This window comes from Enterobacter sp. R4-368, assembly GCF_000410515.1.
Taxonomy (GTDB): Bacteria; Pseudomonadota; Gammaproteobacteria; order Enterobacterales; family Enterobacteriaceae; genus Kosakonia.
In genome coordinates this window covers 3,843,227-3,867,423 of record NC_021500.1, presented here as the reverse complement: position 1 = coordinate 3,867,423, position 24,197 = coordinate 3,843,227, and the positions used below count along the sequence as shown (strand labels likewise).

The 24,197-nt window shown below is 55.7% G+C and carries 20 protein-coding genes and 1 riboswitch; of the genes, 13 read left to right on the top strand and 7 right to left on the bottom strand.

Going from position 1 to position 24,197, the window contains the following annotated elements; translation table 11 throughout:
* Positions 1-15: 15 nt before the first annotated feature.
* From ilvN to leuO, 3 genes are all read right to left on the bottom strand, one after another.
* Positions 16-507 (bottom strand): acetolactate synthase small subunit, encoded by a 492-nt coding sequence (ilvN, locus tag H650_RS18045; protein ID WP_007373137.1) that lies wholly within the window; start codon positions 505-507, stop codon positions 16-18.
* Between the two features lie 2 nt (positions 508-509).
* Complete coding sequence (gene ilvI, locus H650_RS18040; protein WP_044489561.1) at positions 510-2,234, bottom strand: acetolactate synthase 3 large subunit; 1,725 nt, start codon at positions 2,232-2,234, stop codon at positions 510-512.
* 387 nt (positions 2,235-2,621) lie between these two features.
* Positions 2,622-3,584 carry a transcriptional regulator LeuO gene (gene leuO / locus H650_RS18035; RefSeq protein WP_020456536.1) on the bottom strand — a complete coding sequence of 321 codons (963 nt, stop codon included), beginning with the start codon at positions 3,582-3,584 and terminating at the stop codon, positions 2,622-2,624.
* 474 nt (positions 3,585-4,058) lie between these two features.
* On the opposite strand from leuO, the gene leuL reads away from it, so the two are divergent.
* The 5 genes from leuL to leuD all read left to right on the top strand — a co-directional run bounded on the left by leuL (position 4,059) and on the right by leuD (position 8,917).
* The gene (gene leuL / locus H650_RS26155) at positions 4,059-4,145 is read left to right on the top strand and encodes a leu operon leader peptide (protein WP_110093646.1); all 87 of its coding nucleotides are present in this window, start codon (positions 4,059-4,061) and stop codon (positions 4,143-4,145) included.
* Between the two features lie 92 nt (positions 4,146-4,237).
* A complete protein-coding gene (gene leuA / locus H650_RS18030) occupies positions 4,238-5,809 on the top strand; it encodes a 2-isopropylmalate synthase (protein ID WP_020456535.1) in 1,572 nt (523 codons plus the stop codon).
* On the top strand, positions 5,809-6,900 hold the full coding sequence (leuB, locus tag H650_RS18025; protein ID WP_020456534.1) for a 3-isopropylmalate dehydrogenase: 1,092 nt from the start codon (positions 5,809-5,811) through the stop codon (positions 6,898-6,900). The genes leuA and leuB overlap by 1 nt, the downstream gene beginning before the upstream one ends.
* Positions 6,901-6,902: 2 nt before the next feature.
* Positions 6,903-8,300 carry a 3-isopropylmalate dehydratase large subunit gene (gene leuC, locus H650_RS18020; RefSeq protein WP_020456533.1) on the top strand — a complete coding sequence of 466 codons (1,398 nt, stop codon included), beginning with the start codon at positions 6,903-6,905 and terminating at the stop codon, positions 8,298-8,300.
* An 11-nt stretch (positions 8,301-8,311) separates the two neighbouring features.
* Positions 8,312-8,917, top strand: a complete 606-nt coding sequence (gene leuD / locus H650_RS18015; protein ID WP_020456532.1) for a 3-isopropylmalate dehydratase small subunit — start codon at positions 8,312-8,314, stop codon at positions 8,915-8,917.
* Positions 8,918-8,952: 35 nt separating this feature from the next.
* Here the strand turns inward: leuD and H650_RS18010 are convergent, their stop codons facing one another.
* The gene (locus tag H650_RS18010) at positions 8,953-10,131 is read right to left on the bottom strand and encodes a sugar efflux transporter (protein ID WP_020456531.1); all 1,179 of its coding nucleotides are present in this window, start codon (positions 10,129-10,131) and stop codon (positions 8,953-8,955) included.
* A gap of 138 nt (positions 10,132-10,269) precedes the next feature.
* On the bottom strand, positions 10,270-10,422 hold the full coding sequence (gene sgrT / locus H650_RS24830; RefSeq protein ID WP_020456530.1) for a glucose uptake inhibitor SgrT: 153 nt from the start codon (positions 10,420-10,422) through the stop codon (positions 10,270-10,272).
* 87 nt (positions 10,423-10,509) lie between these two features.
* On the opposite strand from sgrT, the gene sgrR reads away from it, so the two are divergent.
* The 4 genes from sgrR to thiQ all read left to right on the top strand — a co-directional run bounded on the left by sgrR (position 10,510) and on the right by thiQ (position 15,587).
* Positions 10,510-12,165 (top strand): HTH-type transcriptional regulator SgrR, encoded by a 1,656-nt coding sequence (gene sgrR / locus H650_RS18005; protein ID WP_020456529.1) that lies wholly within the window; start codon positions 10,510-10,512, stop codon positions 12,163-12,165.
* Positions 12,166-12,201: 36 nt separating this feature from the next.
* Positions 12,202-12,302: riboswitch (TPP riboswitch) on the top strand.
* A 30-nt stretch (positions 12,303-12,332) separates the two neighbouring features.
* Positions 12,333-13,316 carry a thiamine ABC transporter substrate binding subunit gene (thiB, locus tag H650_RS18000; RefSeq protein ID WP_020456528.1) on the top strand — a complete coding sequence of 328 codons (984 nt, stop codon included), beginning with the start codon at positions 12,333-12,335 and terminating at the stop codon, positions 13,314-13,316.
* Entirely contained in the window at positions 13,292-14,902 is a 1,611-nt protein-coding gene (thiP, locus tag H650_RS17995; RefSeq protein WP_020456527.1) for a thiamine/thiamine pyrophosphate ABC transporter permease ThiP, read from the top strand. Before thiB ends, thiP begins: the two co-directional genes overlap by 25 nt.
* Positions 14,886-15,587, top strand: a complete 702-nt coding sequence (thiQ, locus tag H650_RS17990; protein WP_020456526.1) for a thiamine ABC transporter ATP-binding protein ThiQ — start codon at positions 14,886-14,888, stop codon at positions 15,585-15,587. Before thiP ends, thiQ begins: the two co-directional genes overlap by 17 nt.
* Here thiQ and H650_RS17985 read toward each other — a convergent pair.
* Positions 15,581-16,351, bottom strand: coding sequence for a DedA family protein (locus tag H650_RS17985; protein ID WP_020456525.1), 771 nt, complete (start codon positions 16,349-16,351; stop codon positions 15,581-15,583). The two genes, thiQ and H650_RS17985, sit on opposite strands and share 7 nt — an antisense overlap.
* A 127-nt stretch (positions 16,352-16,478) precedes the next feature.
* Complete coding sequence (gene araC / locus H650_RS17980) at positions 16,479-17,324, bottom strand: arabinose operon transcriptional regulator AraC (protein ID WP_020456524.1); 846 nt, start codon at positions 17,322-17,324, stop codon at positions 16,479-16,481.
* Between the two features lie 337 nt (positions 17,325-17,661).
* On the opposite strand from araC, the gene araB reads away from it, so the two are divergent.
* From araB to polB, 4 genes are all read left to right on the top strand, one after another.
* Positions 17,662-19,353: a ribulokinase gene (gene araB / locus H650_RS17975; RefSeq protein WP_020456523.1), complete on the top strand. Its 1,692-nt coding sequence runs from the start codon at positions 17,662-17,664 to the stop codon at positions 19,351-19,353.
* Positions 19,354-19,363: 10 nt separating this feature from the next.
* Complete coding sequence (gene araA, locus H650_RS17970) at positions 19,364-20,866, top strand: L-arabinose isomerase (RefSeq protein ID WP_020456522.1); 1,503 nt, start codon at positions 19,364-19,366, stop codon at positions 20,864-20,866.
* A gap of 49 nt (positions 20,867-20,915) precedes the next feature.
* Positions 20,916-21,611, top strand: a complete 696-nt coding sequence (gene araD, locus H650_RS17965) for an L-ribulose-5-phosphate 4-epimerase (protein ID WP_020456521.1) — start codon at positions 20,916-20,918, stop codon at positions 21,609-21,611.
* A gap of 73 nt (positions 21,612-21,684) precedes the next feature.
* Complete coding sequence (polB, locus tag H650_RS17960) at positions 21,685-24,042, top strand: DNA polymerase II (RefSeq protein WP_020456520.1); 2,358 nt, start codon at positions 21,685-21,687, stop codon at positions 24,040-24,042.
* The last annotated feature ends 155 nt before the right edge of the window (positions 24,043-24,197 follow it).

The window sequence follows — 24,197 nt, the reverse complement described above, 5'->3', positions numbered from 1 at the left end:
AGAGAACGATCACGATCAACGCATGATTTTGTCGCCGCGCGACAACCCCACCACGCCAGACCGCGCGACTTCAACGATTTTTGCGACATCGCGGATCGTCGCCAGAAACGCATCCAGTTTGTCGCTGGTTCCGGCAAGCTGAACCGTATAAATAGAAGGGGTAACGTCAATGATCTGCCCACGGAAAATTTCCGCGTTGCGTTTCACCTCTTCGCGCCCGTAGCCGCTGGCCTGAATTTTCACCAGCATGATCTCGCGCTCAACGTACGCCCCCTGCCCCAATTCATTGACACGCAGAACATCAACCAGTTTGTGCAGTTGCTTTTCGATCTGTTCGAGCACTTTCTGATCGCCAACGGTCTGGATCGTCATTCTTGATAACGTCGGATCATCGGTTGGCGCAACAGTCAGGCTTTCAATGTTGTAACCCCGCTGAGAGAACAAACCAATCACGCGCGATAACGCGCCCGATTCATTTTCCAGTAATACAGACAATATCCGGCGCATAATCAGGTTCTCTCCGTTTTGCTTAACCACATCTCATCCATACCGCCACCGCGGATCTGCATCGGATAAACGTGTTCACTACCGTCAACGGTAACATCAACAAACACCAGGCGATTATTCTTCACCTGTTCCAGTGCTTCAGCGAGTTTCGCTTCCAGCTCATCCGGGCGCGTAATGCGGATCCCAACATGGCCATAGGCTTCCGCCAGGCGGGCGAAATCAGGTAGTGATTCCATATACGATTGCGAATGGCGACCAGAATAAATCATGTCCTGCCACTGCTTCACCATGCCCAGGTAACGGTTGTTCAGATTGAGCACCAGCACCGGCAATTCGTACTGTAAAGCGGTAGAAAGCTCCTGAATGTTCATCTGGATACTGCCATCGCCGGTCACGCAAATCACCGTCTCATCCGGCAACGCCATCTTCACGCCGAGCGCCGCAGGCAAACCGAATCCCATCGTGCCCAGCCCGCCAGAGTTGATCCAGCGGCGCGGCTTATCAAAGCGGTAGTAAAGCGCGGCGAACATCTGGTGTTGGCCGACATCTGATGTCACGTAAGCCTCACCTTTCGTCAGGCGCCAGGCCGCTTCGATCACCGCCTGCGGTTTAATGCTCTCACTTTGGGTATCGTATTTCAGGCACTGGCGGGCGCGCCATTGATCGATGCGCAGCCACCAGTCGCGAATCTCATCTAACGGCTGCGGATACGCTTCCTGATCCAGCAATTCCAGCATCTGTTCCAGCACCAGCCGCGCATCACCAACAATCGGAATATCTGCCTGCACGGTTTTGGAAATAGACGTCGGATCGATATCGATATGCAGCACCGTCGCATCCGGGCAATATTTCGCCAGATTGTTGGTGGTGCGATCGTCAAAACGCACGCCAACGGCAAAGATGACATCCGAATGGTGCATCGTCATATTGGCTTCGTAAGTCCCGTGCATGCCCAGCATGCCGAGCGCCTGTCGGTGGGAAGCAGGAAATGCCCCCAGCCCCATCAATGAAGAGACAACCGGTAAATTCAGTTTTTCAGCAAGCTGGCGTAGTTGTACTTCACAGGCTGAATTGATCGCGCCACCGCCAACATAGACTACCGGCTTTTTCGCCGCCGCCAGCGTTTGTAAAGCGCGCTTAATCTGGCCTTTATGTCCCTGCGTTGTCGGGTTATAGGAACGCATGCTGACGGATTCCGGCCAGACGTAAGGCAGCTTATTGGCCGGGTTCATAATGTCTTTCGGCAAATCCACCACTACCGGTCCAGGGCGACCGCTGGCGGCAAGCCAGAAAGCTTTCTTTAATACACCGGGAATATCTTCCGTTTGCTTGACTAAAAAACTGTGTTTTACCACCGGGCGGGAGATCCCCACCATGTCGCACTCCTGGAAAGCATCATAGCCAATCAGCGACGTTGCAACCTGACCGGAGAGCACCACCAGCGGAATAGAATCCATATATGCCGTAGCGATGCCGGTAATGGCGTTGGTCGCGCCGGGGCCGGAAGTTACCAGGACCACGCCCACTTCACCCGTCGCCCGCGCCAGGCCATCGGCCATATGTACCGCCGCCTGTTCGTGGCGAACCAGCACGTGTTCAATACCGCCGACGGTATGCAGGGCATCGTAGATATCAAGAACCGCGCCTCCGGGATAGCCGAATACTTTCTTTACGCCTTGATCGATAAGCGATCGGACGACCATCTCGGCTCCAGACAACATCTCCATGCTTTGCCTCCAGGCTTACGTTTGTCGACTGACGGCGAAAATCATTTCCGCGCTGTCGCTCTGTTCAGAACAGGAAATCCCTGCACTCTGATTATGAATGGCAGTTACCATAACCGCTCAAAATCTGGCAGGCAATTAGCAAGCCCTTGCGGTGAAGCCTGTACAAAAGTGAAAAAACGACGTCAGAAACGCAGAATTGGTGGAAACATCTGTGATAAGCAAAGACGATGACCATTCATCATCCGAATACGAAGTTGTCCAGTAATTGATCCATTTTTGCAACATCGTCTGTCATTGCGACAGACGTAAATCAGGATAAAATACTGCCAGAAAAAAACAGAGCAGAATAACCAAACGCTTTCACCGCTGGATGATTCTGCCCACTGGCTAATGGCTACACACCGACACCAGAAGCTCTTCCATCCATTGATGGCCCTTATCTCTGCCTGCGGCTTCATGCCAGGAGAGGTAACATGTGCGGCTCTTCAGATCTAACGGGAGCGGCAGCATCGCTAAATCCAGCCCTTCAGCAAATGTCTTCACTAACCAGCGCGGGGCAATCGCCACCAGATGAGTTTGCGAAACCACGCTTAATACGCTGGTCAGCGCCATCCCCTGATAAGCAATACAACTGCATTTATCTACGCTGTCATACCATGGCTGGCTAAATGACGCGTACCGGTCCAGCGAAACCACCGCATGCTGTTCTCTGAAGATGGCGTTTTCTGTGGTGAGCGCATTGAGGCGGGGATGCTGATGGCTGACGACCAGTACCATTTCATCATTAAATAGTGGGATACATGAAAATTCAGGCCGGCGAAACTCTTCGTAGCCAATCACAAACTCAATTTCCTGATAACGCAGCTGGTGCTCGGTGCTGTGATTAAGATCGGATTTAAATACTAAATTAATACCGGGGGCAATTTTCTCTACGCGATTGTAAATCGCTGACGTTAAAAGATTATCCAGCGGGCTACAAACACACAGATTAAATACACGTTCACTACTAAGCGGATCGAATCCGGAACCGGGCAGTTCATTTTGCACCAATTGCAGCGCCTGGCGGATAGAACCAAAAAGTTGATACGAGCGCGCCGTTGGCTGGATCCCACGCCCATAGCGAACAAAAAGTTCGTCATTAAACATGACTTTAAGCCGCGCAACAGCATTACTTACTGCGGGTTGCGACATTCCCAGAACATGTGCCGCGCGGGTGATATTTTGTTCCTGCATTACTGCATCAAAAACAGTCAATAAATTGAGATCGACAGAACGTAACTGCGGTTTCCCCTCTTCATTAACATGCTGATTATAAACATCTTCACCAGGTATTTTGCAATCCGTCGTCATCATGAGCTCCCTCGACCTGCGTAATAATAATATTCAGGAAGATGATTTATCACGCATATAACATTATTAGAAGTACGGTGTGACAAATTAGGAATATATAAAGCTCCTGTTTTATTTTCCAGGCGAATGAAAATTAACTTTTTCATCTTAAATTAAGGGAGTTCTTCATATATTTTTACCTTACCAAACATTCTGTAATCACAATAAAAATATATCTCAATCGCTGTTTTCCTTTACCCATCACTCGATTATTCACTTCGCTTTTACGGAAGACTTTAAATACTACGTAACGCCAGATACAACCGGTAATGCGTAAGCATGAAAAACGTATTTCCATCGTATAGGCAGAATTATTAACTAAAGCGCAACAAAATAATCGGCGCTCTTAAGCTACGCTTTTCAGACGAGGGGTTGACATTAACTTACGTATCCAGTACCACTAAAAGCATATCGCATTCACCTGGAGCATGATTCATGATTCGCAACGTCGGTTTCGCTGGTCTACTACTACTAAACGCATCTCTCGTGCGCGGTAGACCGGTGGGCGACATTCTGAGTTGAATCGTCCTTCCAGTTAAGATTAAGAACCCGCGCCTTGGCGCGGGTTTTTTTATGCTCGTAGCGAGGCGACCTAAGAGACAAGGACCTAAACCATGAGCCAGCAAGTCGTTATTTTCGATACCACATTACGTGATGGTGAACAGGCGTTACAGGCGAGCCTGAGCGTGAAAGAGAAGCTGCAAATCGCCCTGGCGCTGGAGCGTATGGGCGTTGATGTAATGGAAGTGGGTTTTCCGGTCTCTTCCCCGGGCGATTTTGAATCCGTACAAACCATTGCGCGCCAGGTAAAAAACAGCCGCGTTTGCGCCCTCGCCCGCTGCGTCGAAAAAGATATTGATGTTGCAGCAGAGTCGTTAAAAGTTGCCGAAGCGTTCCGTATCCACACATTCATTGCCACCTCGCCAATGCATATCGCAACCAAGCTGCGCAGCACGCTGGATGAAGTGATTGAACGCGCCATTTACATGGTTAAACGCGCTCGCAACTATACCGACGACGTGGAGTTCTCGTGTGAAGATGCAGGTCGCACCCCGATTGGCGATCTGGCGCGCGTCGTTGAAGCCGCCATCAATGCCGGTGCGAAAACCATCAACATTCCGGACACCGTGGGTTACACCATGCCGTTCGAGTTCGCCAATATCATCTCCGGTCTGTACGAACGCGTACCAAATATCGATAAAGCCATTATCTCTGTTCACACTCACGACGATTTAGGCTTGGCCGTGGGCAACGCCATCGCCGCAGTACACGCCGGCGCACGCCAGGTAGAAGGCGCAATGAACGGTATCGGCGAACGCGCCGGTAACTGCTCGCTGGAAGAGGTGATCATGGCAATCAAAGTGCGCAAAGACATCATGAACGTGCACACCCAAATCAATCACCATGAAATCTGGCGCACCAGCCAGACCGTCAGCCAGATTTGCAATATGCCGATTCCGGCGAATAAAGCCATTGTTGGCACCGGCGCATTTGCCCACTCCTCCGGTATTCACCAGGACGGCGTGCTGAAAAACCGCGAAAACTACGAAATCATGACCCCGGAATCCATCGGTCTGAATCAGGTTCAGTTGAACCTGACCTCCCGTTCCGGGCGCGCTGCGGTGAAACACCGCATGGAAGAGATGGGCTACAAAGAAGCCGATTACAACCTGGATAATCTGTACGACGCTTTCCTGAAGCTGGCGGATAAAAAAGGCCAGGTCTTTGATTACGATCTGGAAGCGCTGGCATTCATTAATAAACAGCAGGAAGAGCCAGAACATTTCCGCCTGGATTACTTCAGCGTGCAGTCCGGCTCCAACGATATCGCCACCGCGTCTGTGAAGCTGGCGTGTGGCGAAGAGATCAAAGCCGAAGCCGCCAACGGCAACGGCCCGGTCGATGCGGTCTACCAGGCCATTAACCGTGTGACGGCCTATGACATCGAACTGGTGAAATACGATTTGAGCGCCAAAGGCCAGGGCAAAGACGCGCTGGGTCAGGTTGATATCGTGGTGAACTACAACGGTCGCCGCTTCCACGGCGTCGGTCTGGCGACCGATATTGTGGAATCCTCCGCCAAAGCCATGGTGCATGTACTGAACAACATCTGGCGCGCCGCCGAAGTCGAAAAAGAGTTGCAACGCCAGGCTCAGAACAAAGAAAACAACAAGGAAACCGTGTGATGTCGAAGAATTACCATATTGCTGTGTTGCCGGGTGACGGTATCGGTCCAGAAGTAATGGCACAAGCGCTGAAAGTTCTGGAAGCCGTACGTAACCGTTTTGGTATGCGTATTTCCACCAGCCATTATGATGTCGGCGGCATTGCCATCGATCGTCACGGTAACCCGCTGCCGCAGGCCACGGTTGAAGGCTGCGAACAAGCCGATGCGATTCTGTTCGGTTCTGTCGGCGGTCCGAAATGGGAAAATCTGCCTCCGGCGCAGCAGCCGGAACGAGGCGCGTTGCTGCCGCTGCGTAAACACTTCAAACTGTTCAGTAACTTGCGCCCGGCAAAACTGTATCAGGGTCTGGAAGCATTCTGTCCGCTGCGCGAAGACATCGCCGCCAACGGTTTCGACATTCTGTGCGTGCGCGAACTGACCGGCGGCATCTACTTCGGTCAACCGAAAGGCCGCGAAGGTAGCGGCCAGCATGAAAAAGCATTTGATACCGAGATCTATCACCGTTTTGAAATCGAGCGCATTGCGCGTATCGCGTTTGAATCAGCGCGCAAACGCCGCAAAAAAGTCCACTCGATTGATAAAGCCAACGTGCTGCAAACCTCGCTGCTGTGGCGCGAAATCGTCAACGAAATCGCGGGCGAATACCCGGACGTTGAACTGGCGCATATGTATATCGACAACGCCACCATGCAGTTGATTAAAGATCCGTCCCAGTTTGACGTGCTGCTGTGTTCCAACCTGTTCGGCGACATTCTTTCCGACGAATGCGCCATGATCACCGGTTCGATGGGCATGCTGCCTTCCGCCAGCCTGAACGAACAAGGTTTTGGTCTGTATGAACCGGCAGGCGGCTCCGCGCCGGATATCGCCGGGAAAAATATCGCCAACCCGATTGCGCAGATCCTGTCGCTGGCGCTGCTGCTGCGTTACAGCCTGAATGCAGGCGACGCGGCTGACGCCATCGAAGGCGCTATCAATCGTGCATTAGAAGAAGGCGTGCGCACCGGCGACTTAGCCCGTGGCGCCGCCGCTGTCAGTACCGATGAGATGGGCGACATCATCGCTCGTTATGTCGCTGAAGGGGTGTAATCATGGCTAAAAGTTTGTACGAAAAGTTATTTGACGCCCATGTGGTCTATGAAGCGCCAAACGAAACCCCACTGTTGTATATCGACCGCCATCTGGTGCATGAAGTGACATCACCGCAGGCGTTCGATGGGCTGCGCGCGCACCACCGTCCGGTGCGCCAGCCGGGTAAAACCTTCGCGACGATGGATCACAACGTCTCGACACAAACTAAAGACATCAACGCTTCCGGCGAGATGGCGCGCATTCAGATGCAGGAGTTGATCAAAAACTGCAACGAATTCGGCGTTGAACTGTATGACCTGAACCACCCGTATCAGGGCATCGTCCACGTAATGGGGCCGGAACAGGGCATCACCCTGCCGGGCATGACCATCGTTTGTGGCGATTCCCACACCGCCACCCACGGCGCATTTGGCGCGCTGGCTTTCGGTATCGGTACATCGGAAGTGGAACACGTTCTGGCGACGCAAACCCTGAAGCAGGGTCGCGCCAAAACCATGAAAATTGAAGTCAAAGGCACGGCCGCACCGGGGATCACCGCGAAAGATATCGTGCTGGCGATCATTGGTAAAACCGGCAGCGCCGGCGGCACCGGGCACGTGGTTGAGTTCTGCGGTGACGCTATCCGTGCGCTGAGCATGGAAGGCCGTATGACGCTGTGCAATATGGCGATTGAGATGGGCGCAAAAGCCGGCCTGGTCGCCCCGGATGAAACCACCTTTAACTACGTGAAAGGTCGTTTGCATGCGCCGAAGGGCAAAGACTTCGATGATGCAGTGGCCTACTGGAAAACCCTGCATACCGACGAAGGTGCGGTTTTCGACACCGTAGTTACGTTGCAGGCCGAAGAGATCGCCCCGCAGGTAACCTGGGGCACCAATCCGGGTCAGGTTATTTCAGTGACCGATATCATTCCCGATCCGGCCTCGTTCGCCGATCCGGTTGAGCGCGCTTCAGCAGAAAAAGCACTGGCCTACATGGGGCTGAAACCTGGTGTACCGTTAACGGAAGTGGCTATCGATAAAGTCTTTATCGGCTCCTGCACCAACTCGCGCATTGAAGATCTGCGCGCAGCGGCGGAAATCGCCAAAGGGCGCAAAGTCGCGCCGGGCGTACAGGCGCTGGTTGTGCCTGGCTCCGGTCCGGTGAAAGCACAGGCGGAAGCCGAAGGTCTGGACAAAATCTTTATTGAAGCCGGTTTTGAATGGCGCTTGCCGGGCTGCTCCATGTGCCTGGCCATGAATAACGATCGCCTGAATCCGGGTGAACGTTGCGCATCGACCAGTAACCGTAATTTTGAAGGCCGCCAGGGCCGCGGCGGGCGCACGCATCTGGTTAGCCCGGCGATGGCCGCCGCCGCCGCCGTGACCGGTCATTTCGCTGATATTCGCAGCTTGTAAGGAGAACAACCATGGCAGAGAAATTTACCCAACATACCGGCCTGGTCGTTCCGCTGGATGCCGCGAATGTGGATACCGACGCCATTATCCCGAAGCAGTTTTTGCAGAAGGTCACGCGCACCGGTTTTGGTGCCCATCTGTTTAACGACTGGCGTTTTCTGGATGACAAAGGCCAACAGCCGAACCCGGAGTTCGTGCTGAATTTCCCACAATACAAAGGCGCATCGATTTTGCTGGCGCGGGAAAACTTTGGCTGCGGTTCGTCACGTGAACACGCGCCGTGGGCGTTGACCGATTACGGTTTCAAAGTGGTGATTGCGCCAAGTTTCGCCGACATCTTTTACGGCAACAGCTTTAACAACCAGCTGCTGCCGGTAACGTTGAGCGATCAAGAAGTGGATGAGCTCTTTACGCTGGTGCAGAACAACCCGGGCATTAGCTTTGAGGTGGATCTGCAAGCGCAAGTGGTGAATGCGGGCGGAAAGTCGTACAGCTTCTCGATTGACGCCTTCCGCCGCCACTGCATGCTGAACGGTCTGGACAGCATCGGTCTGACGTTACAGCACGACGATGCCATCGCCGCTTACGAAAACAAACAGCCCGCTTTTATGCGCTAGCCAACAACAGGCCCGGTTTCCGGGCCTTTTTTCGTTTATACGTCTTTAACGCGGCTGGTCAGCCACAGCGTCAGCACTGAAATCACCGCAATGCCGATATAAACCGCGCCGTGACCAAAGCTTTGCGCCAGCGCGCCCTGGATCACCCCGGCCAGGATCACGCCGGTCGAAATACTGTTGGTAAACAGCGTGGTCGCCGAACCTGCCCGCCCAGGCATCAGATCCTGAAACCACAACATGCCAATCCCGGCGATAATCCCGATAAACACCGCATTAAACAGTTGCAGGGAAAGTAACGCCGTCTGGCTGTGGAAAAAAATCAGGCCAATGTAGAACAACACACCCGCCGCAACCGCGGTGAGCATCATGCGCCGTTTACCGATGCGTTTGACAAAAAAGCCCGCCAGGATCATCGCTGGGATCTCCAGCCCTGCCGCCGTACCCATTAAAATCCCGGCCAGTTTGTCGGGTAGCCCTAATTCCAGGCTAATCCACAGCGGCATATCAATGATGTACATGGTGTTGCAGGTCCACATCAGCGTGGAGGCAATAAACAGCATGCGTACATTTTTATCGCTCCAGCCGCTGACCTGCGTCACCGCCACGTCGGCGGGCTGTTCAACACGCGCCACCGAAGGCAGCCAGAACGCCACCAGCACCAGGCTGATAACGAAAATCCCGGCGGCAATGGAAAACATGGCGGTAAAGCCGTAATTAAGCGCCAGCATAAACGCCAGCGGCGGGCCAATCACCCACGCCAGCGAGAGTTGTGCGCGCATGACAGAACTGAACATCACCACTTCACGTGCAGAACTGTCCGCATACTCACGCGCCAGCGCGAAAAGCTGCGGCATGGCGGTATTTGCCAGCGAGGCCAGCAGCACACCGCAGGTGATAAGCGTCAGATAGTGGCGGTTAAAGGCGAATAACAGCGCATTGCCCACCGCCATCAGGCAACAAAAGAGGATCAGTTTGCGCCTGTCGCCCTGGTTGTCGGATCGTTTTGCCAGCCCAAGGCTGACCACAATCCCGGCTATGGCGTTGACGGTATAAAACAGCCCAACCCAGAACGGCTCAGCGCCCACTTCCCGGCTCAGGAACAAGCTGAGCGTCGGTGCCTGTAGCGCTCCGGCAACTCCCATCATAAAGGCGACGATCATAAAAGCGACGTAAACGCCATTAAGGCGGCGTCCCATCGTCATTAACCAGAGCATGAATATTTCCTTGTTAGCACGGCAAAAAGGGAAAGCGTAAAAAGCGGCTGTCAGCATAAAACGAAAAAAGCCAGCAAAAAACATTTTGCTGGCGGGTGCATTCGCACTTAATACTCAGTCACACATGATTTCGGCGATTCAGTCTTTCGAGACCGGCGTTGTCACTTCCCACTGCATCAGCTCTTCCAGCATTTTCAGGCGCTGCCGTGCGCTCAGGCGGGCGAGCCAGCCCGCATCCTGCGTGGCGTGAAAATAGTCCAGATAAAACCGTCGTATGGATGATCTCAGCATATGACCTCCTCGCTTTCATCGCAGAGAAGTATTGGCTTAATATAGGGATTAATAAATTGCTGAGTTTTTATCAGGAGTTCCCCTTTTATGTCGTCCGGCCGCCTGCAACAACAGTTCATCCGTCTGTGGCAATGCTGCGATGGGAAGTCACAAGAAACGACGCTTAACGAGCTGGCGGAGCTGCTTAGCTGTTCGCGCCGCCATATGCGCACCCTGCTCAATACCATGCAGGAGCGCGGCTGGCTGACCTGGGATGCTGAAGCCGGCCGTGGCAAACGTTCGCGGCTCACCTTTCTATATACCGGCCTTGCGCTCCAGCAACAGCGCGCCGAAGACCTGCTGGAGCAGGATCGCATCGATCAACTGGTGCAACTGGTCGGCGATAAAAAGGCCGTGCGCCAGATGCTGGTTTCGCATCTCGGCCGGAGCTTTCGCCAGGGGCGACATATCCTGCGGGTCCTTTACTACCGGCCACTGCGTAACCTGCTGCCAGGTAGTGCATTACGTCGTTCCGAAACCCATATAGCACGGCAAATCTTCAGTGCGCTGACGCGCATAAATGAGGAAAACGGGGAACTGGAAGCGGATATCGCCCACCACTGGAAGCTGATTTCCCCGTTGCACTGGCGATTTTATTTACGCCCAGGCATTCATTTTCATCACGGCCGCGAACTGGAAATGAGTGATGTGATTGCATCGCTGGAGCGCGCCACGGCTCTGCCGCTCTACTCACATATCCGCGAAGTGATCTCGCCGACGCCCTGGACACTGGATATCCATCTCAGCCAGCCGGATAACTGGCTGCCGTGGTTGATGGGGCATGTGCCGGCAATGATTTTGCCGCGTGAATGGAACACGATAAGCAACTTCGCCAGCCAGCCGATTGGTACTGGCCCTTACGCCGTGACGCGCAATACCACTAATCAGTTAAAAATCCACGCCTTTGATGACTACTTCGGCTTTCGCGCCCTGATCGATGAAGTCAACGTCTGGGTGTTGCCGGATCTGAGCGATGAACCGACCAGCGGCCTGACGCTTGAGGGGCCAACCGACGGCGAAAAAGCGGTGGAAAGCCGCCTCGAAGAGGGCTGTTATTACCTGTTGTTTGATGCGCGATCCAGTCGTGGCGCGAACCCGGCGGTCAGGGAGTGGGTCAGCCATGTGCTCTCCCCCACTAATCTGCTGTGGCACGCCAATGAGCAGTACCAACGCTACTGGTTCCCGGCTTACGGTCTGCTGCCGCGCTGGCACCATGCCCGCCCCGGTAGTGGTGAAAAACCAGCGGGTCTGGAAACCCTGACGCTCACGTTCTATCGCGAACATAACGAGCACGAAGCGCTGTCACGTACCATGAGCACGCTGCTGGCCGAACACGGCGTGAAGCTGATTGTGCAGGAAGTGGATTACGAGGAGTGGCATCGGGGCGAAGCCGGGAGCGATATCTGGCTTAACAGCGCCAATTTCACGCTGCCGCTGGATTTCTCGGTGTTCGCCAACCTCTACGAAGTACCGCTGCTACAGCACTGTATTCCGCTCGACTGGCAGGCAGATGCGGCAAAATGGCGCAACGGGGAGATGAATCTTGCCGTCTGGTCGCAACAGTTGCTCGCCAGTAAAGCCATCGTACCGCTGATCCACCACTGGCTGAGGATTCAGGGACAGCGCACCATGCGCGGGCTGCGCATGAACACGCTGGGCTGGTTCGACTTTAAATCCGCCTGGTTTGCGCCACCGGATCCATAAGGCTTTCGCATTTTTTACCAAATCATTACAATAGCGGCGTTCTCAACGGGGTGCTACGCCATGCGCGTGTGCTGAGAAAATACCCGTCGAACCTGATCCGGATAACGCCGGCGAAGGGATTTGAGGCTGCCTCTCAAAATCCTTTGCCACCCATTTTGAGGTGCAAAGTGTTAAAAAAATCACTGCCGTTCCTGCTGCTGATTGCAGCGCCTGCTTTTGCAAAACCTGTTCTGACCGTTTACACCTACGACTCCTTTTCTGCCGACTGGGGGCCAGGGCCTGCGGTAAAAAAAGCCTTTGAAAGCGACTGCAACTGCGAGCTGAAATTCGTGGCACTCGAAGATGGCGTTTCGCTGCTTAACCGCCTGCGCATGGAAGGCAAAAACAGCAAAGCCGACGTGGTGCTGGGGCTGGATAACAACCTGCTGGAAGCCGCGACACAAACCAAACTGTTCGCCAAAAGCGGCGTCGCCACCGATGCGGTTAACGTGCCTGGCGGCTGGAAGAACGACACGTTTGTACCGTTCGACTACGGCTGGTTCGCGTTTGTCTACGATAAAAACAAACTGAAAAACCCGCCCAAAAGCCTGAAAGAGCTGGTCGAAAGCGATCAGAAATGGCGCGTTATCTACGAAGATCCGCGCACCAGCACGCCAGGCCTCGGCCTGCTACTGTGGATGCAGAAAGTCTATGGCGACAACGCCCCGCAAGCGTGGCAGAAACTGGCGGCCAAAACGGTCACCGTCACCAAAGGCTGGAGCGAAGCCTATGGTCTGTTCCTGAAAGGGGAAAGCGACCTGGTGCTGAGCTATACCACTTCTCCGGCTTACCACATTATTGCCGAGAAGAAAGATAACTACGCGGCGGCGAATTTCAGCGAAGGCCACTATTTGCAGGTAGAAGTTGCCGCCCGCACCGCTGCCAGTAAACAGCCGGAACTGGCGGAAAAATTCCTCAAGTTTATGGTTTCGCCCGCGTTCCAGAACACTATCCCGGGCGGTAACTGGATGTACCCGGTCACCAATGTGACGCTGCCTGCAGGCTTCGACCAGCTGGTGAAACCGCAAACCTCGCTGGAATACTCTTCGCAGGAGGTCGCGTCCCAGCGTGCAACCTGGATTAATGCATGGCAACGCGCCGTCAGCCGCTGATTGCTGGCTGGCTGCAGCCCGGCCTCACCGCTGCCACATTGATGGTGGCGGTGGCGCTGGCAGCCTTTCTTGCCCTGTGGCAAAACGCCCCGTCCAGCGGGCTGGCTGATTTTTTCCAGGACAGCTACCTGTGGCATGTGGTGCGCTTCTCCTTCTGGCAAGCGTTTCTCTCCGCGCTGCTCTCGGTCATACCGGCGATATTTCTTGCCCGCGCGCTCTACCGGCGGCGTTTTCCTGGCCGTCTCGCCTTACTGCGCCTGTGCGCCATGACGCTGATCCTGCCGGTACTGGTCGCCGTGTTCGGCATTCTCAGCGTGTATGGCCGCCAGGGCTGGCTGGCAACGCTCTGGCACGCGCTTGGTCTGGAGTGGACATTCTCGCCATATGGTTTACAGGGCATTTTGCTGGCACACGTCTTTTTTAATTTGCCGATGGCCTCGCGCCTGCTGCTGCAAACGCTGGAGCAGATCCCCGGCGAGCAGCGCCAGCTTGCCGCACAACTGGGTATGCGCGGCTGGGCATTCTTCCGTTTTGTCGAGTGGCCGTGGTTACGCCGCCAGATCCCGCCGGTCGCCGCGCTGATTTTTATGCTCTGCTTCGCCAGTTTCGCCACCGTGCTGTCGCTGGGCGGCGGGCCGCAGGCCACCACCATTGAACTGGCCATCTACCAGGCGCTCAGCTTCGATTTTGATCCCGCCCGCGCAGCCATGCTGGCGCTGATCCAGATGATCTGCTGCCTCGGTCTGGTGCTGCTCAGCCAGCGGATGAGCAAAGCGATCGCCGTGGGCAGCCACCAGATTACTGGCTGGCGCAACCCGGAGGATCGGCTGTTCAGCAAGGTCGCGGATATCACATTGATTGTGCTGGCTCTGTTATTACTGCTGCCGCCGTTGCTGGCAGTGATTGTCGATGGCCTCAATCTGAGCCTGATGAAAGTGCTGGCAGAGCCAGTCCTGTGGCAAGCGGTGTGGACGTCGCTGCGCATCGCGCTGGGCGCGGGGCTGTTGTGCGTCGTGTTGACCATGATGTTGTTGTGGAGCAGCCGGGAGTTACGCGCGCGCCAGCAAATTATGGCCGGGCAAGCGCTGGAAATCAGCGGTATGTTGATCCTCGCGATGCCTGGGATCGTGCTGGCGACGGGCTTCTTTCTGCTGCTCAATAACAGCGTTGGTCTGCCCGCTTCCGCCGATGGCATCGTCATTTTTACCAATGCGCTGATGGCCATTCCTTATGCGCTGAAAGTGCTGGAAAACCCGATGCGCGATCTGACTTCCCGCTACAGCATGTTGTGCCAGTCGCTGGGAATGCAGGGTTTTCAGCGTCTGCGCGTGGTCGAATTACGCGCGCTGAAACGCCCGCTGGCCCAGGCGCTGGCATTTGCCTGCGTGCTGTCGATTGGCGATTTCGGCGTGGTGGCGTTATTTGGTAATGACGACTTTCGCACGCTGCCATTTTATCTCTATCAGCAGATTGGGTCGTACCGCAGCCAGGACGGCGCAGTGACCGCACTCATCCTGCTGCTGCTGTGCTTTTTCTTATTCACCGTGATTGAAAAACTTCCGGGCCGCCATGTTAAGACTGACTGATGTCACCTGGCTTTATCACCATCTGCCAATGCGCTTTTCCCTCTCTGTTACCCGGGGCGAGCAGATTGCCGTTCTCGGCCCAAGCGGCGCGGGAAAAAGCACGCTGCTGAACCTGGTAGCCGGGTTTCTTACTCCCGCCAGCGGCACGATAACCATCGCAGGCGAAGATCACACGCATACCACGCCCTCGCAGCGCCCGGTATCGATGCTGTTTCAGGAAAATAACCTCTTTACTCATCTCACCGTGCGGCAAAACATCGGGCTGGGGTTAAACCCGGGTCTGAAGCTAAATAGCGACCAGCAGCATAAACTGGAGCAGATCGCCGAAACCATGGGGCTGGAATCACTGTTGGCACGCCTGCCGGAGCAGCTTTCCGGTGGTCAGCGTCAGCGCGTGGCGCTGGCGCGCTGCCTGGTGCGTGAGCAGCCGGTGTTATTGCTTGATGAACCCTTTTCCGCACTCGACCCGGCGCTGCGCCAGGAGATGCTCGCGCTGGTACAGTCAGTATGTCAGCGACAGCGGTTAACGCTGCTGATGGTGTCGCACAGTGTGGAGGATGCAGCGCGGATTGCCGAACGTTCGCTGGTGATTGCTGACGGGCGCATTGCGTGGGATGGCAACACGGACGCGTTGCTCAGCGGCAAATCATCCGCGTCTGGTTTGCTGGGGATTCGCGGTCAGTGACCGCGAACAACGTCGCCTAAGATGTTGAGGTAAATCGGCATCAGCGGGTGCTGCGCCAGCGCGATCGCCGCAGCGACAGCAACCACCAGCGTGCCCGGTGCCAGCCACAACAGGCGGCGACGTGGCAGGTAGTTTGTCAAACGGTCAACACCGGATTTCCCCGCGCGCCATAACCGCCAGCACAACCAGCAGGCCAGCCACAGCAGCAGCGCGGTCAGCAACAACAGCCATTTGAAGTTACCGCTTTGCATATCGGCGGGAATATCAATTGCCGCACCGGCCAGAATACCGGGCAGGAAGTAGAACGGCGGCCATAGCAGGCAGCCAACAATATTCGGCGGCAAAAACTTGCGGATGGGCAGATCCAGCATGCCGGCAACCATCGGGATCAGCGGGCGCGTCGGCCCGACAAAACGCCCAACCAGAATGGTAAATACGCTGTGCTGATGCAGCGCGTGTTCGGTTTTATCGAGCAGCGCTTTGTTCTTTTTCATAAACGACCAGCGGTGCAGCGGCCCCTTAAAACGCCAGCCCAACCAGAAGGAGATCCAGTCGCCTAGCAGGCAGCCAACAATCCCCGCCAGCCACGCATGCCAGAAGTTCACTTCGCCGCTGCCGATCAGCGTGCCGAGCGCCGCCATCATTACCGTGCCGGGTAAAATCAGCCCGACTAACGCCAGCGACTCAAAAAACGCCACCAGCATAATCGCCGCCAGCGAATACATGGCGGATTGGGTAACAAAGTGTTCCAGCAGCGCTTCCATAAGGTGTCCTGTTCAGAATGAACGCTGGATTCTCCGGAGGTCATCCGCGAGCGTCAAGCTTTCAATTATCTGAAAATTTTACCGGTTATGTCACATTGCAGAACCTTTCATTGCCATTCTTTACTTTTTATTCACATCCCGCGCGGAATTCACTGGGGCTGGCACCGGTGCATTTTTTAAAAACCCGCGAGAAATAGAGCTGATCGTCAAAACCAACATTGCGCCCGACGCTGGCAATCGGCATTCGCGTGGTGCTAAGCAGTAATTTTGCCTGGCTGATACGCTGATCCTCGCGCCAGCTCAACACACTCACGCCCAGTTGCTGACGAAAAAGGTGTGACAGGCGTGAAGGCGACAAGCAAACATGCTGAGCAACGCTTGCGATATCAAAATGGTTATCCGCCAGGTGATCGCTAATGTACTGGCAGGCGTCGCGCACGCGGTTATCCAGCGGCGGGTGCAGCGATTCGTTAATCGCTTCCATACGGCGCAGTAGCAGTTGCTCCAGCAGATTTATCGCCAGATGTTCCGCATAGCGCCCGACACTTTGCCCGGCGTCGATAATTTGCGCGAAAAGTTCACGAAAACGCGCCATATGCGCATCATCAGGACGGTAAAAACCGGTTTGCGCGAACAGTGTCGGCCAGTTCAGCCACTCGTGCCAGTAGGCGCGTGGACGGAAGTAAACCCACTGGTGATACCACTCGCTGGCGTCGGGGTGGCGGCCATAGTGGTGAATTTCTCCCGGCGGGAAAAGCAGGATATCGCCAGGGCGGCAAACAAACTGCTTGCCGTGGTTCATCACCACACCCTCGCCGCGCACGGTGAGATTCAGGATATAGCCCTTCATGCCCAGCGGTCTGTCGATAAAAAAATCGAGATAACCGTCGGCTTCAATGGGGGTCAGCCCCGCCACCAGATGCGCATTAAACGAGTACCCTGGCAGCAGTGGATCGTTCTGTAATTCAGCCATAAACGCAATACTCCCGTGCCTGGTAAAGAAACCAATTGTCCATATTGAGAATCCCGTCATTCCTCAGCCGCCCGCAGGCAAAGGGCGTAAACACGCCAATTGTCTAATCCCGCCAGACAAAAGCGATTACGCCTTTTTAACGCCGCTGAACAGGGCAAAAAGGGATAACGGAAGTGTCTATAAAGGCGGCAGAAATGTCCACATCGAATTTTTGCACGGCGTCACACTTTGCGATCCCATAGCATTTTAATCCATAAGATTAGCGGATCCTGCCTGACGGTTTTTGCCGCCGCTCACTATCGTTTTTCTAACGGTTATTCTTCATGGAGCAAGATACATGGCAATCACAATTGGCCTCGATTTCGGCAGCGATTCAGTACGTGCGCTGGCGGTAGACTGCACATCCGGGGCGGAGATCGCCACCAGTGTCGAGTGGTATCCACGCTGGCAGGAGGGGCGTTATTGCGATGCGCCGCATAACCAATTTCGCCACCACCCGCGCGATTACATCGAGTCGATGGAAGCGGCACTGAAAAGTGTGCTGGCAGAACTGAGCGACGCGCAACGCGCCGGGATCAAAGGCATTGGCGTCGACAGCACCGGTTCAACACCGGCGCCGATTGATGCCGAAGGCCGCGTGCTGGCGCTGCGCCCGGAGTTTGCCGACAACCCGAACGCGATGTTTGTGTTGTGGAAAGATCACACCGCCGTCGAAGAGGCGGAAGCCATTACCCGCTTGTGCCACACCCCCGGCAAAACTGACTACTCGCGCTACATCGGCGGCATTTACTCCAGCGAATGGTTCTGGGCAAAAATCCTGCACGTTACCCGCGCGGATAGCGCCGTCGCGCAGGCTGCCGCCTCCTGGATCGAACTGTGTGACTGGATCCCCGCCCTGCTCTCCGGCACCACGCGTCCGGAAGCGATTCGTCGCGGGCGTTGCAGTGCCGGGCATAAATCCCTGTGGCATGAAAGCTGGGGTGGCCTGCCACCTGCCGCGTTCTTCGATGAACTCGATCCCATCATTAATAAACACCTGAACTGGCCGCTGTTTACCGACACGTATACCGCCGATATTCCCGTCGGCACGTTGACGGCCGAGTGGGCGCAGCGCCTTGGTTTGCCTGAATCCGTAGTGGTTTCCGGCGGTGCCTTCGACTGCCATATGGGCGCAGTTGGAGCAGGCGCACAACCGAATACGCTGGTGAAAGTCATCGGTACATCTACCTGCGACATTCTGATTGCCGACAAACAGAGCGTTGGCGACCGGGCGGTAAAAGGCATTTGCGGCCAGGTTGATGGCAGCGTAGTGCCGGACTTTATCGGCCTCGAAGCCGGGCAGTCCGCCTTTGGCGATATCTATGCCTGGTTTGGCCGCGTGCTTGGCTGGCCGCTGGAACAGCTCGCGCAGCAACATCCAGAGCTGAAAGCGCAGATCAAAGCCAGCCAGAAACAACTCTTACCTGCGCTGACCGATGCGTGGGTAAAAAATCCATCGCTCGATCACCTGCCGGTGGTGCTGGACTGGTTTAACGGTCGCCGTACGCCAAATGCCAACCAGCGTCTGAAAGGGGTGATCACCGATTTGAATCTCGGCACCGACGCCCCGGCGCTGTTTGGCGGGTTGATTGCCGCAACCGCGTTCGGCGCGCGCGCCATTATGGAGTGCTTCACCGAACAGGGTATTGCCGTCGACAACGTAATGGCGCTCGGCGGTATCGCACGTAAAAACCTCGGCGTGATGCAGGCCTGCTGCGATGTGCTGAACCGCCCATTACAGGTAGTTGAATCTGAACAGTGCTGCGCACTGGGTGCGGCGATTTTCGCCGCCGTCGCCGCGCAAGTGCATGCCGATATCCCGGCGGCGCAGCTGAAAATGGCCAGCGCCATCGAAAAAACCCTGCAACCGACCGCGCAGGCGCAACAGTTTGAACGCCTCTATCGCCGCTATCAGCAGTGGGCGAAGAGCGCCGAGCAACACTATCTCCCTTCAGCCGCGACAGTCTCGCAGGCCGCGTTAACTCATTAAGGACAAGATCATGACTATTTTCGACAATTATGAAGTGTGGTTCGTCATTGGCAGCCAGCACCTGTACGGGCCGGAAGCCCTGAAACAAGTGACGAAGCACGCCGAGCAGGTGGTCAACGCCCTCAATGCGGAAGCGAAACTGCCTTGCAAACTGGTGCTGAAACCACTGGGTACCACGCCGGATGAGATTACCCACATCTGCCGCGATGCCAACTACGATGACAAATGCGCCGGGATGGTGGTGTGGCTGCACACCTTCTCACCGGCGAAAATGTGGATTAACGGTCTCGCTATCCTCAATAAGCCGCTGCTGCAGTTCCACACCCAGTTCAATGCGTCCCTGCCGTGGGACAGCATCGATATGGACTTTATGAACCTCAACCAGACCGCGCACGGCGGCCGCGAGTTCGGCTTTATTGGCGCGCGTATGCGTCAGCAACATAGCGTGGTGACGGGACACTGGCAGGATAAACACGCCCATCAACGCATCGGCGCGTGGATGCGCCAGGCGGTGTCTAAACAGGATACCCGCCAGCTGAAAGTGGTACGTTTCGGCGACAACATGCGCGAAGTGGCGGTGACGGACGGCGATAAAGTCGCAGCACAAATCAAGTTCGGTTTCTCGGTCAATACCTGGGGCGTGGGCGATCTGGTGCAAGTAGTGAACGCCGTGAGCGATGGCGATGTCAACGCGCTGGTTGATGAGTATGAAAGCAGCTATCGCCTGACGGCTGCCGCGCAGGTTCATGGTGACAAACGCCAGAACGTGCTTGACGCCGCCCGTATCGAACTGGGTCTGAAACGCTTCCTCGAAGAGGGCGGTTTCCATGCCTTCACCACCACCTTTGAAGATCTGCACGGCCTGAAACAGTTACCGGGCCTGGCGGTACAGCGTTTGATGCAACAAGGCTACGGCTTCGCCGGTGAAGGCGACTGGAAGACCGCCGCGCTGCTGCGCATCATGAAAGTGATGTCCGGCGGGCTGAACGGCGGCACCTCCTTTATGGAGGATTACACCTATCACTTTGAGCACGGCAACGATCTGGTGCTCGGCTCGCACATGCTGGAAGTCTGTCCTTCTATCGCCATCGACGAAAAACCGACGCTGGATGTGCAGTACCTCGGTATTGGCGGCAAAGCCGATCCGGCACGTCTGATTTTCTCCACCAAAACCGGCCCGGCGATTAACGCCAGCCTGATCGACTTAGGCGATCGTTTCCGTCTGTTGGTGAACTGCGTTGAGGCGGTGAAAACCCCGCACGATCTGCCGAAACTGCCGGTCGCCAACGCCCTGTGGAAAGCGCAGCCGGATCTGCCAACCGCCTCTGAAGCGTGGATCCTCGCCGGTGGCGCGCACCACACCGTCTTCAGCCAGGCGCTGACGCTCGACGATATGCGCCAGTTCAGCGAGCTGCACGATCTTGAGCTGACGGTTATCGACAACGACACCCGCCTGCCTGCGTTTAAAGACGCGCTGCGCTGGAACGAAGTGTATTACGGTTCAAAACGTTAACAGGGAACACCCGGCCTGCTGCGGCAGGCCATCTTTCCTGGAGGAACGCATGTTAGAAGCATTGAAACAGCAGGTGCTGGAAGCCAACCTGGCGCTGCCGAAACATCACCTGGTCACGCTGACATGGGGCAACGTCAGTGCCGTTGATCGTACAAGCGGCCTGATGGTGATTAAACCTTCTGGCGTCGATTACAGCGTCATGACCGCTAACGATATGGTGGTCGTCAACATCACCACCGGCGAAGTAGTTGAAGGCACGAAAAAACCCTCTTCCGATACGCCGACTCACCGACTGCTGTACCAGGCGTTTCCGACCATCGGCGGCATTGTGCATACCCACTCACGCCATGCCACCATCTGGTCGCAAGCTGGTCAGCCGATCCCGGCAACGGGCACCACCCATGCCGACTATTTTTATGGCGAGATCCCCTGTACCCGTAAGATGACCGACGAGGAGATCAACGGCGAATACGAATGGGAAACCGGCAATGTGATCGTCGAGACTTTTGAGAAAAAAGGCATCGATCCGGCGCAAATGCCCGGCGTGCTGGTGCATTCTCATGGCCCGTTCGCGTGGGGCAAAAGCGCAGATGACGCGGTACATAACGCCATCGTGCTCGAAGAAGTGGCCTATATGGGTATTTTCTGCCGTCAGCTCGCGCCTGAGTTACCCGCCATGCAACAAACGCTGCTGGATAAACACTATTTACGTAAGCACGGCGCGAAGGCTTACTACGGCCAATGACTGTATAAAACCACAGCACCCAACAACAAACCAGGCTATAATCTCGCCTGGTTTTGTTTTATGAGAGACGGCTGTGGCGCAGGCGCAAGAAGGTTTTATTTTAACCCGACACTGGCGGGATACCCCCGGCGGAACCGAGGTCGAGTTCTGGCTGGCGACGGATAATGGCCCGCTGCGCGTCGTGCTGCCACCGCAAGAGTCGGTTGCTTTTATTCCCGCCGCGCAGGTGGAAAAGGTTAAGTTGCTGCTGCGAACCGAAAAGCAGTGGCGCTTAACGCCGCTGAACCTGAGTGACTTTCACCGCCAGCCGGTATATGGCCTTTACTGCCGCGCCCATCGCCAACTGATGCGCATTGAAAAAATGCTGCGCGATGACGGTATCACCGTTTACGAAGCCGATATCCGCCCGCCGGAACGCTTTCTGATGGAGCGCTTTATTACCGCGCCGGTGTGGGTTGACGGCACGCCACAAGGTGCCGCGCTGGTTGATGCGCGGCTGAAACCCAGCCCGCACTATCGCCCGCCGCTGAAATGGGTGTCGCTGGATATCGAAACCAGCCGCCATGGCGAGCTTTACTGTATCGGCCTTGAGGGCTGCGGGCAGCGCACGGTCTATATGCTCGGCCCGGAAAACGGCAGCGCTCAGGGGCTGGATTTTGAGCTGGAGTATGTTGCCAGCCGCCCACAACTGCTGGAAAAACTCAACGCCTGGTTTGCCGCGCACGATCCGGATGTGATCATTGGCTGGAACGTCGTGCAATTCGATTTGCGCGTGCTGCAAAAAAGCGCCGAGCGCTACCGCGTACCGCTGACGCTCGGGCGTAACGGCGGCGAGCTGGAGTGGCGCGAACACGGTTTTAAGAATGGCGTCTTCTTCGCACAGGCCACCGGCAGGCTGATTATTGACGGGATTGAAGCGCTGAAATCGGCGTTCTGGAACTTCTCCTCGTTCTCACTGGAAGCCGTCTCCAGAGAGCTGCTTGGCGAAGGCAAAGCGATTGATAACCCGTGGGATCGCATGGATGAGATCGACCGGCGCTTCGCCGAAGATAAACCCGCGCTCGCCACCTATAACCTGAAAGATTGCGAACTGGTGACGCGTATCTTTCACAAGACGGAGATCATGCCGTTTTTGCTGGAGCGCGCTACGGTAAACGGTTTGCCCGTTGATCGCCACGGCGGCTCGGTGGCGGCCTTCAGCCACCTCTATTTTCCGCGTATGCACCGCGCAGGCTATGTCGCGCCAAATCTCGGTGGCGTGCCGCCGCAGGCCAGCCCCGGCGGTTATGTAATGGATTCGCGCCCCGGCCTGTATGACTCGGTGCTGGTACTGGATTACAAAAGCCTCTACCCCTCTATTATCCGCACTTTCCTGATCGATCCCGTCGGCCTGGTTGAAGGCATGGCGCAGCCGGATAACGCGCACAGTACCGAGGGGTTTCTTGGCGCATGGTTTTCGCGTGAAAAGCACTGCCTGCCGGGGATTGTCGGGCAGATCTGGCACGGGCGCGATGAGGCCAAACGTCACGGCAATAAGCCGCTGTCGCAAGCGCTGAAGATCATTATGAATGCGTTTTACGGCGTGCTTGGCACCAGCGCCTGCCGCTTTTTCGATCCGCGGCTGGCATCGTCGATCACTATGCGTGGCCACGAGATCATGCGCCAGACCAAAGCGCTGATTGAAGCGCAGGGTTACGATGTTATCTATGGCGACACGGACTCCACCTTCGTCTGGCTAAAGAAAGCCCACAGCGAAGAGGATGCCGCTCGTATTGGCCGCGCGCTGGTTGAACACGTCAACGGCTGGTGGTCGGCGCATCTTAAAAGCCAGCAACTGGAAAGCGCGCTGGAACTGGAGTTTGAAACCCATTTCTGCCGGTTTCTGATGCCCACCATTCGCGGCACTGAACAGGGCAGCAAAAAGCGTTACGCCGGAATGATTCAGGAAGGCGAGAACCAGCGCATGGTGTTTAAGGGGCTGGAAACCGTGCGTACCGACTGGACACCGCTGGCGCAGCAGTTCCAGCAAACGCTCTACCTGCGCGTGTTTCGCAATGAGCCTTATCAGGACTATGTGCGCGACACCATTGCCAGCCTGATGGCGGGCGAACTCGACGATCAGCTTATTTATCGCAAGCGCCTGCGCAGAGCGCTTTCCGAATATGAACGTAATGTGCCGCCGCACGTGCGCGCTGCACGGCTGGCGGATGAAGAGAACCGCAAACGGGGTCGCCCGGCGCAGTACCAGAATCGCGGCACCATCAAGTATGTCTGGACCACCAGCGGGCCAGAGCCGGTGGATTACCAACACTCGCCGCTCGATTACGATCACTACCTGAGTAAACAGTTACAGCCGGTTGCCGAGGGAATTCTGCCTTTCATTGACGACGACTTTGCTACACTACTTACAGGGCAGCTGGGACTCTTTTGAGATTTACTTATCGCGTTTCCCGGCTTGCAACACTACCGCTATACCCTGGCTATTTCAGGTTTGTGCCGCCATACGGCGCGAAAGACGGCAGGTATAGGTAGTGACGAAAGGGATTGCTTCCTTTACCATAGCGCCCTTCCTTTTTCTGGCCCCAA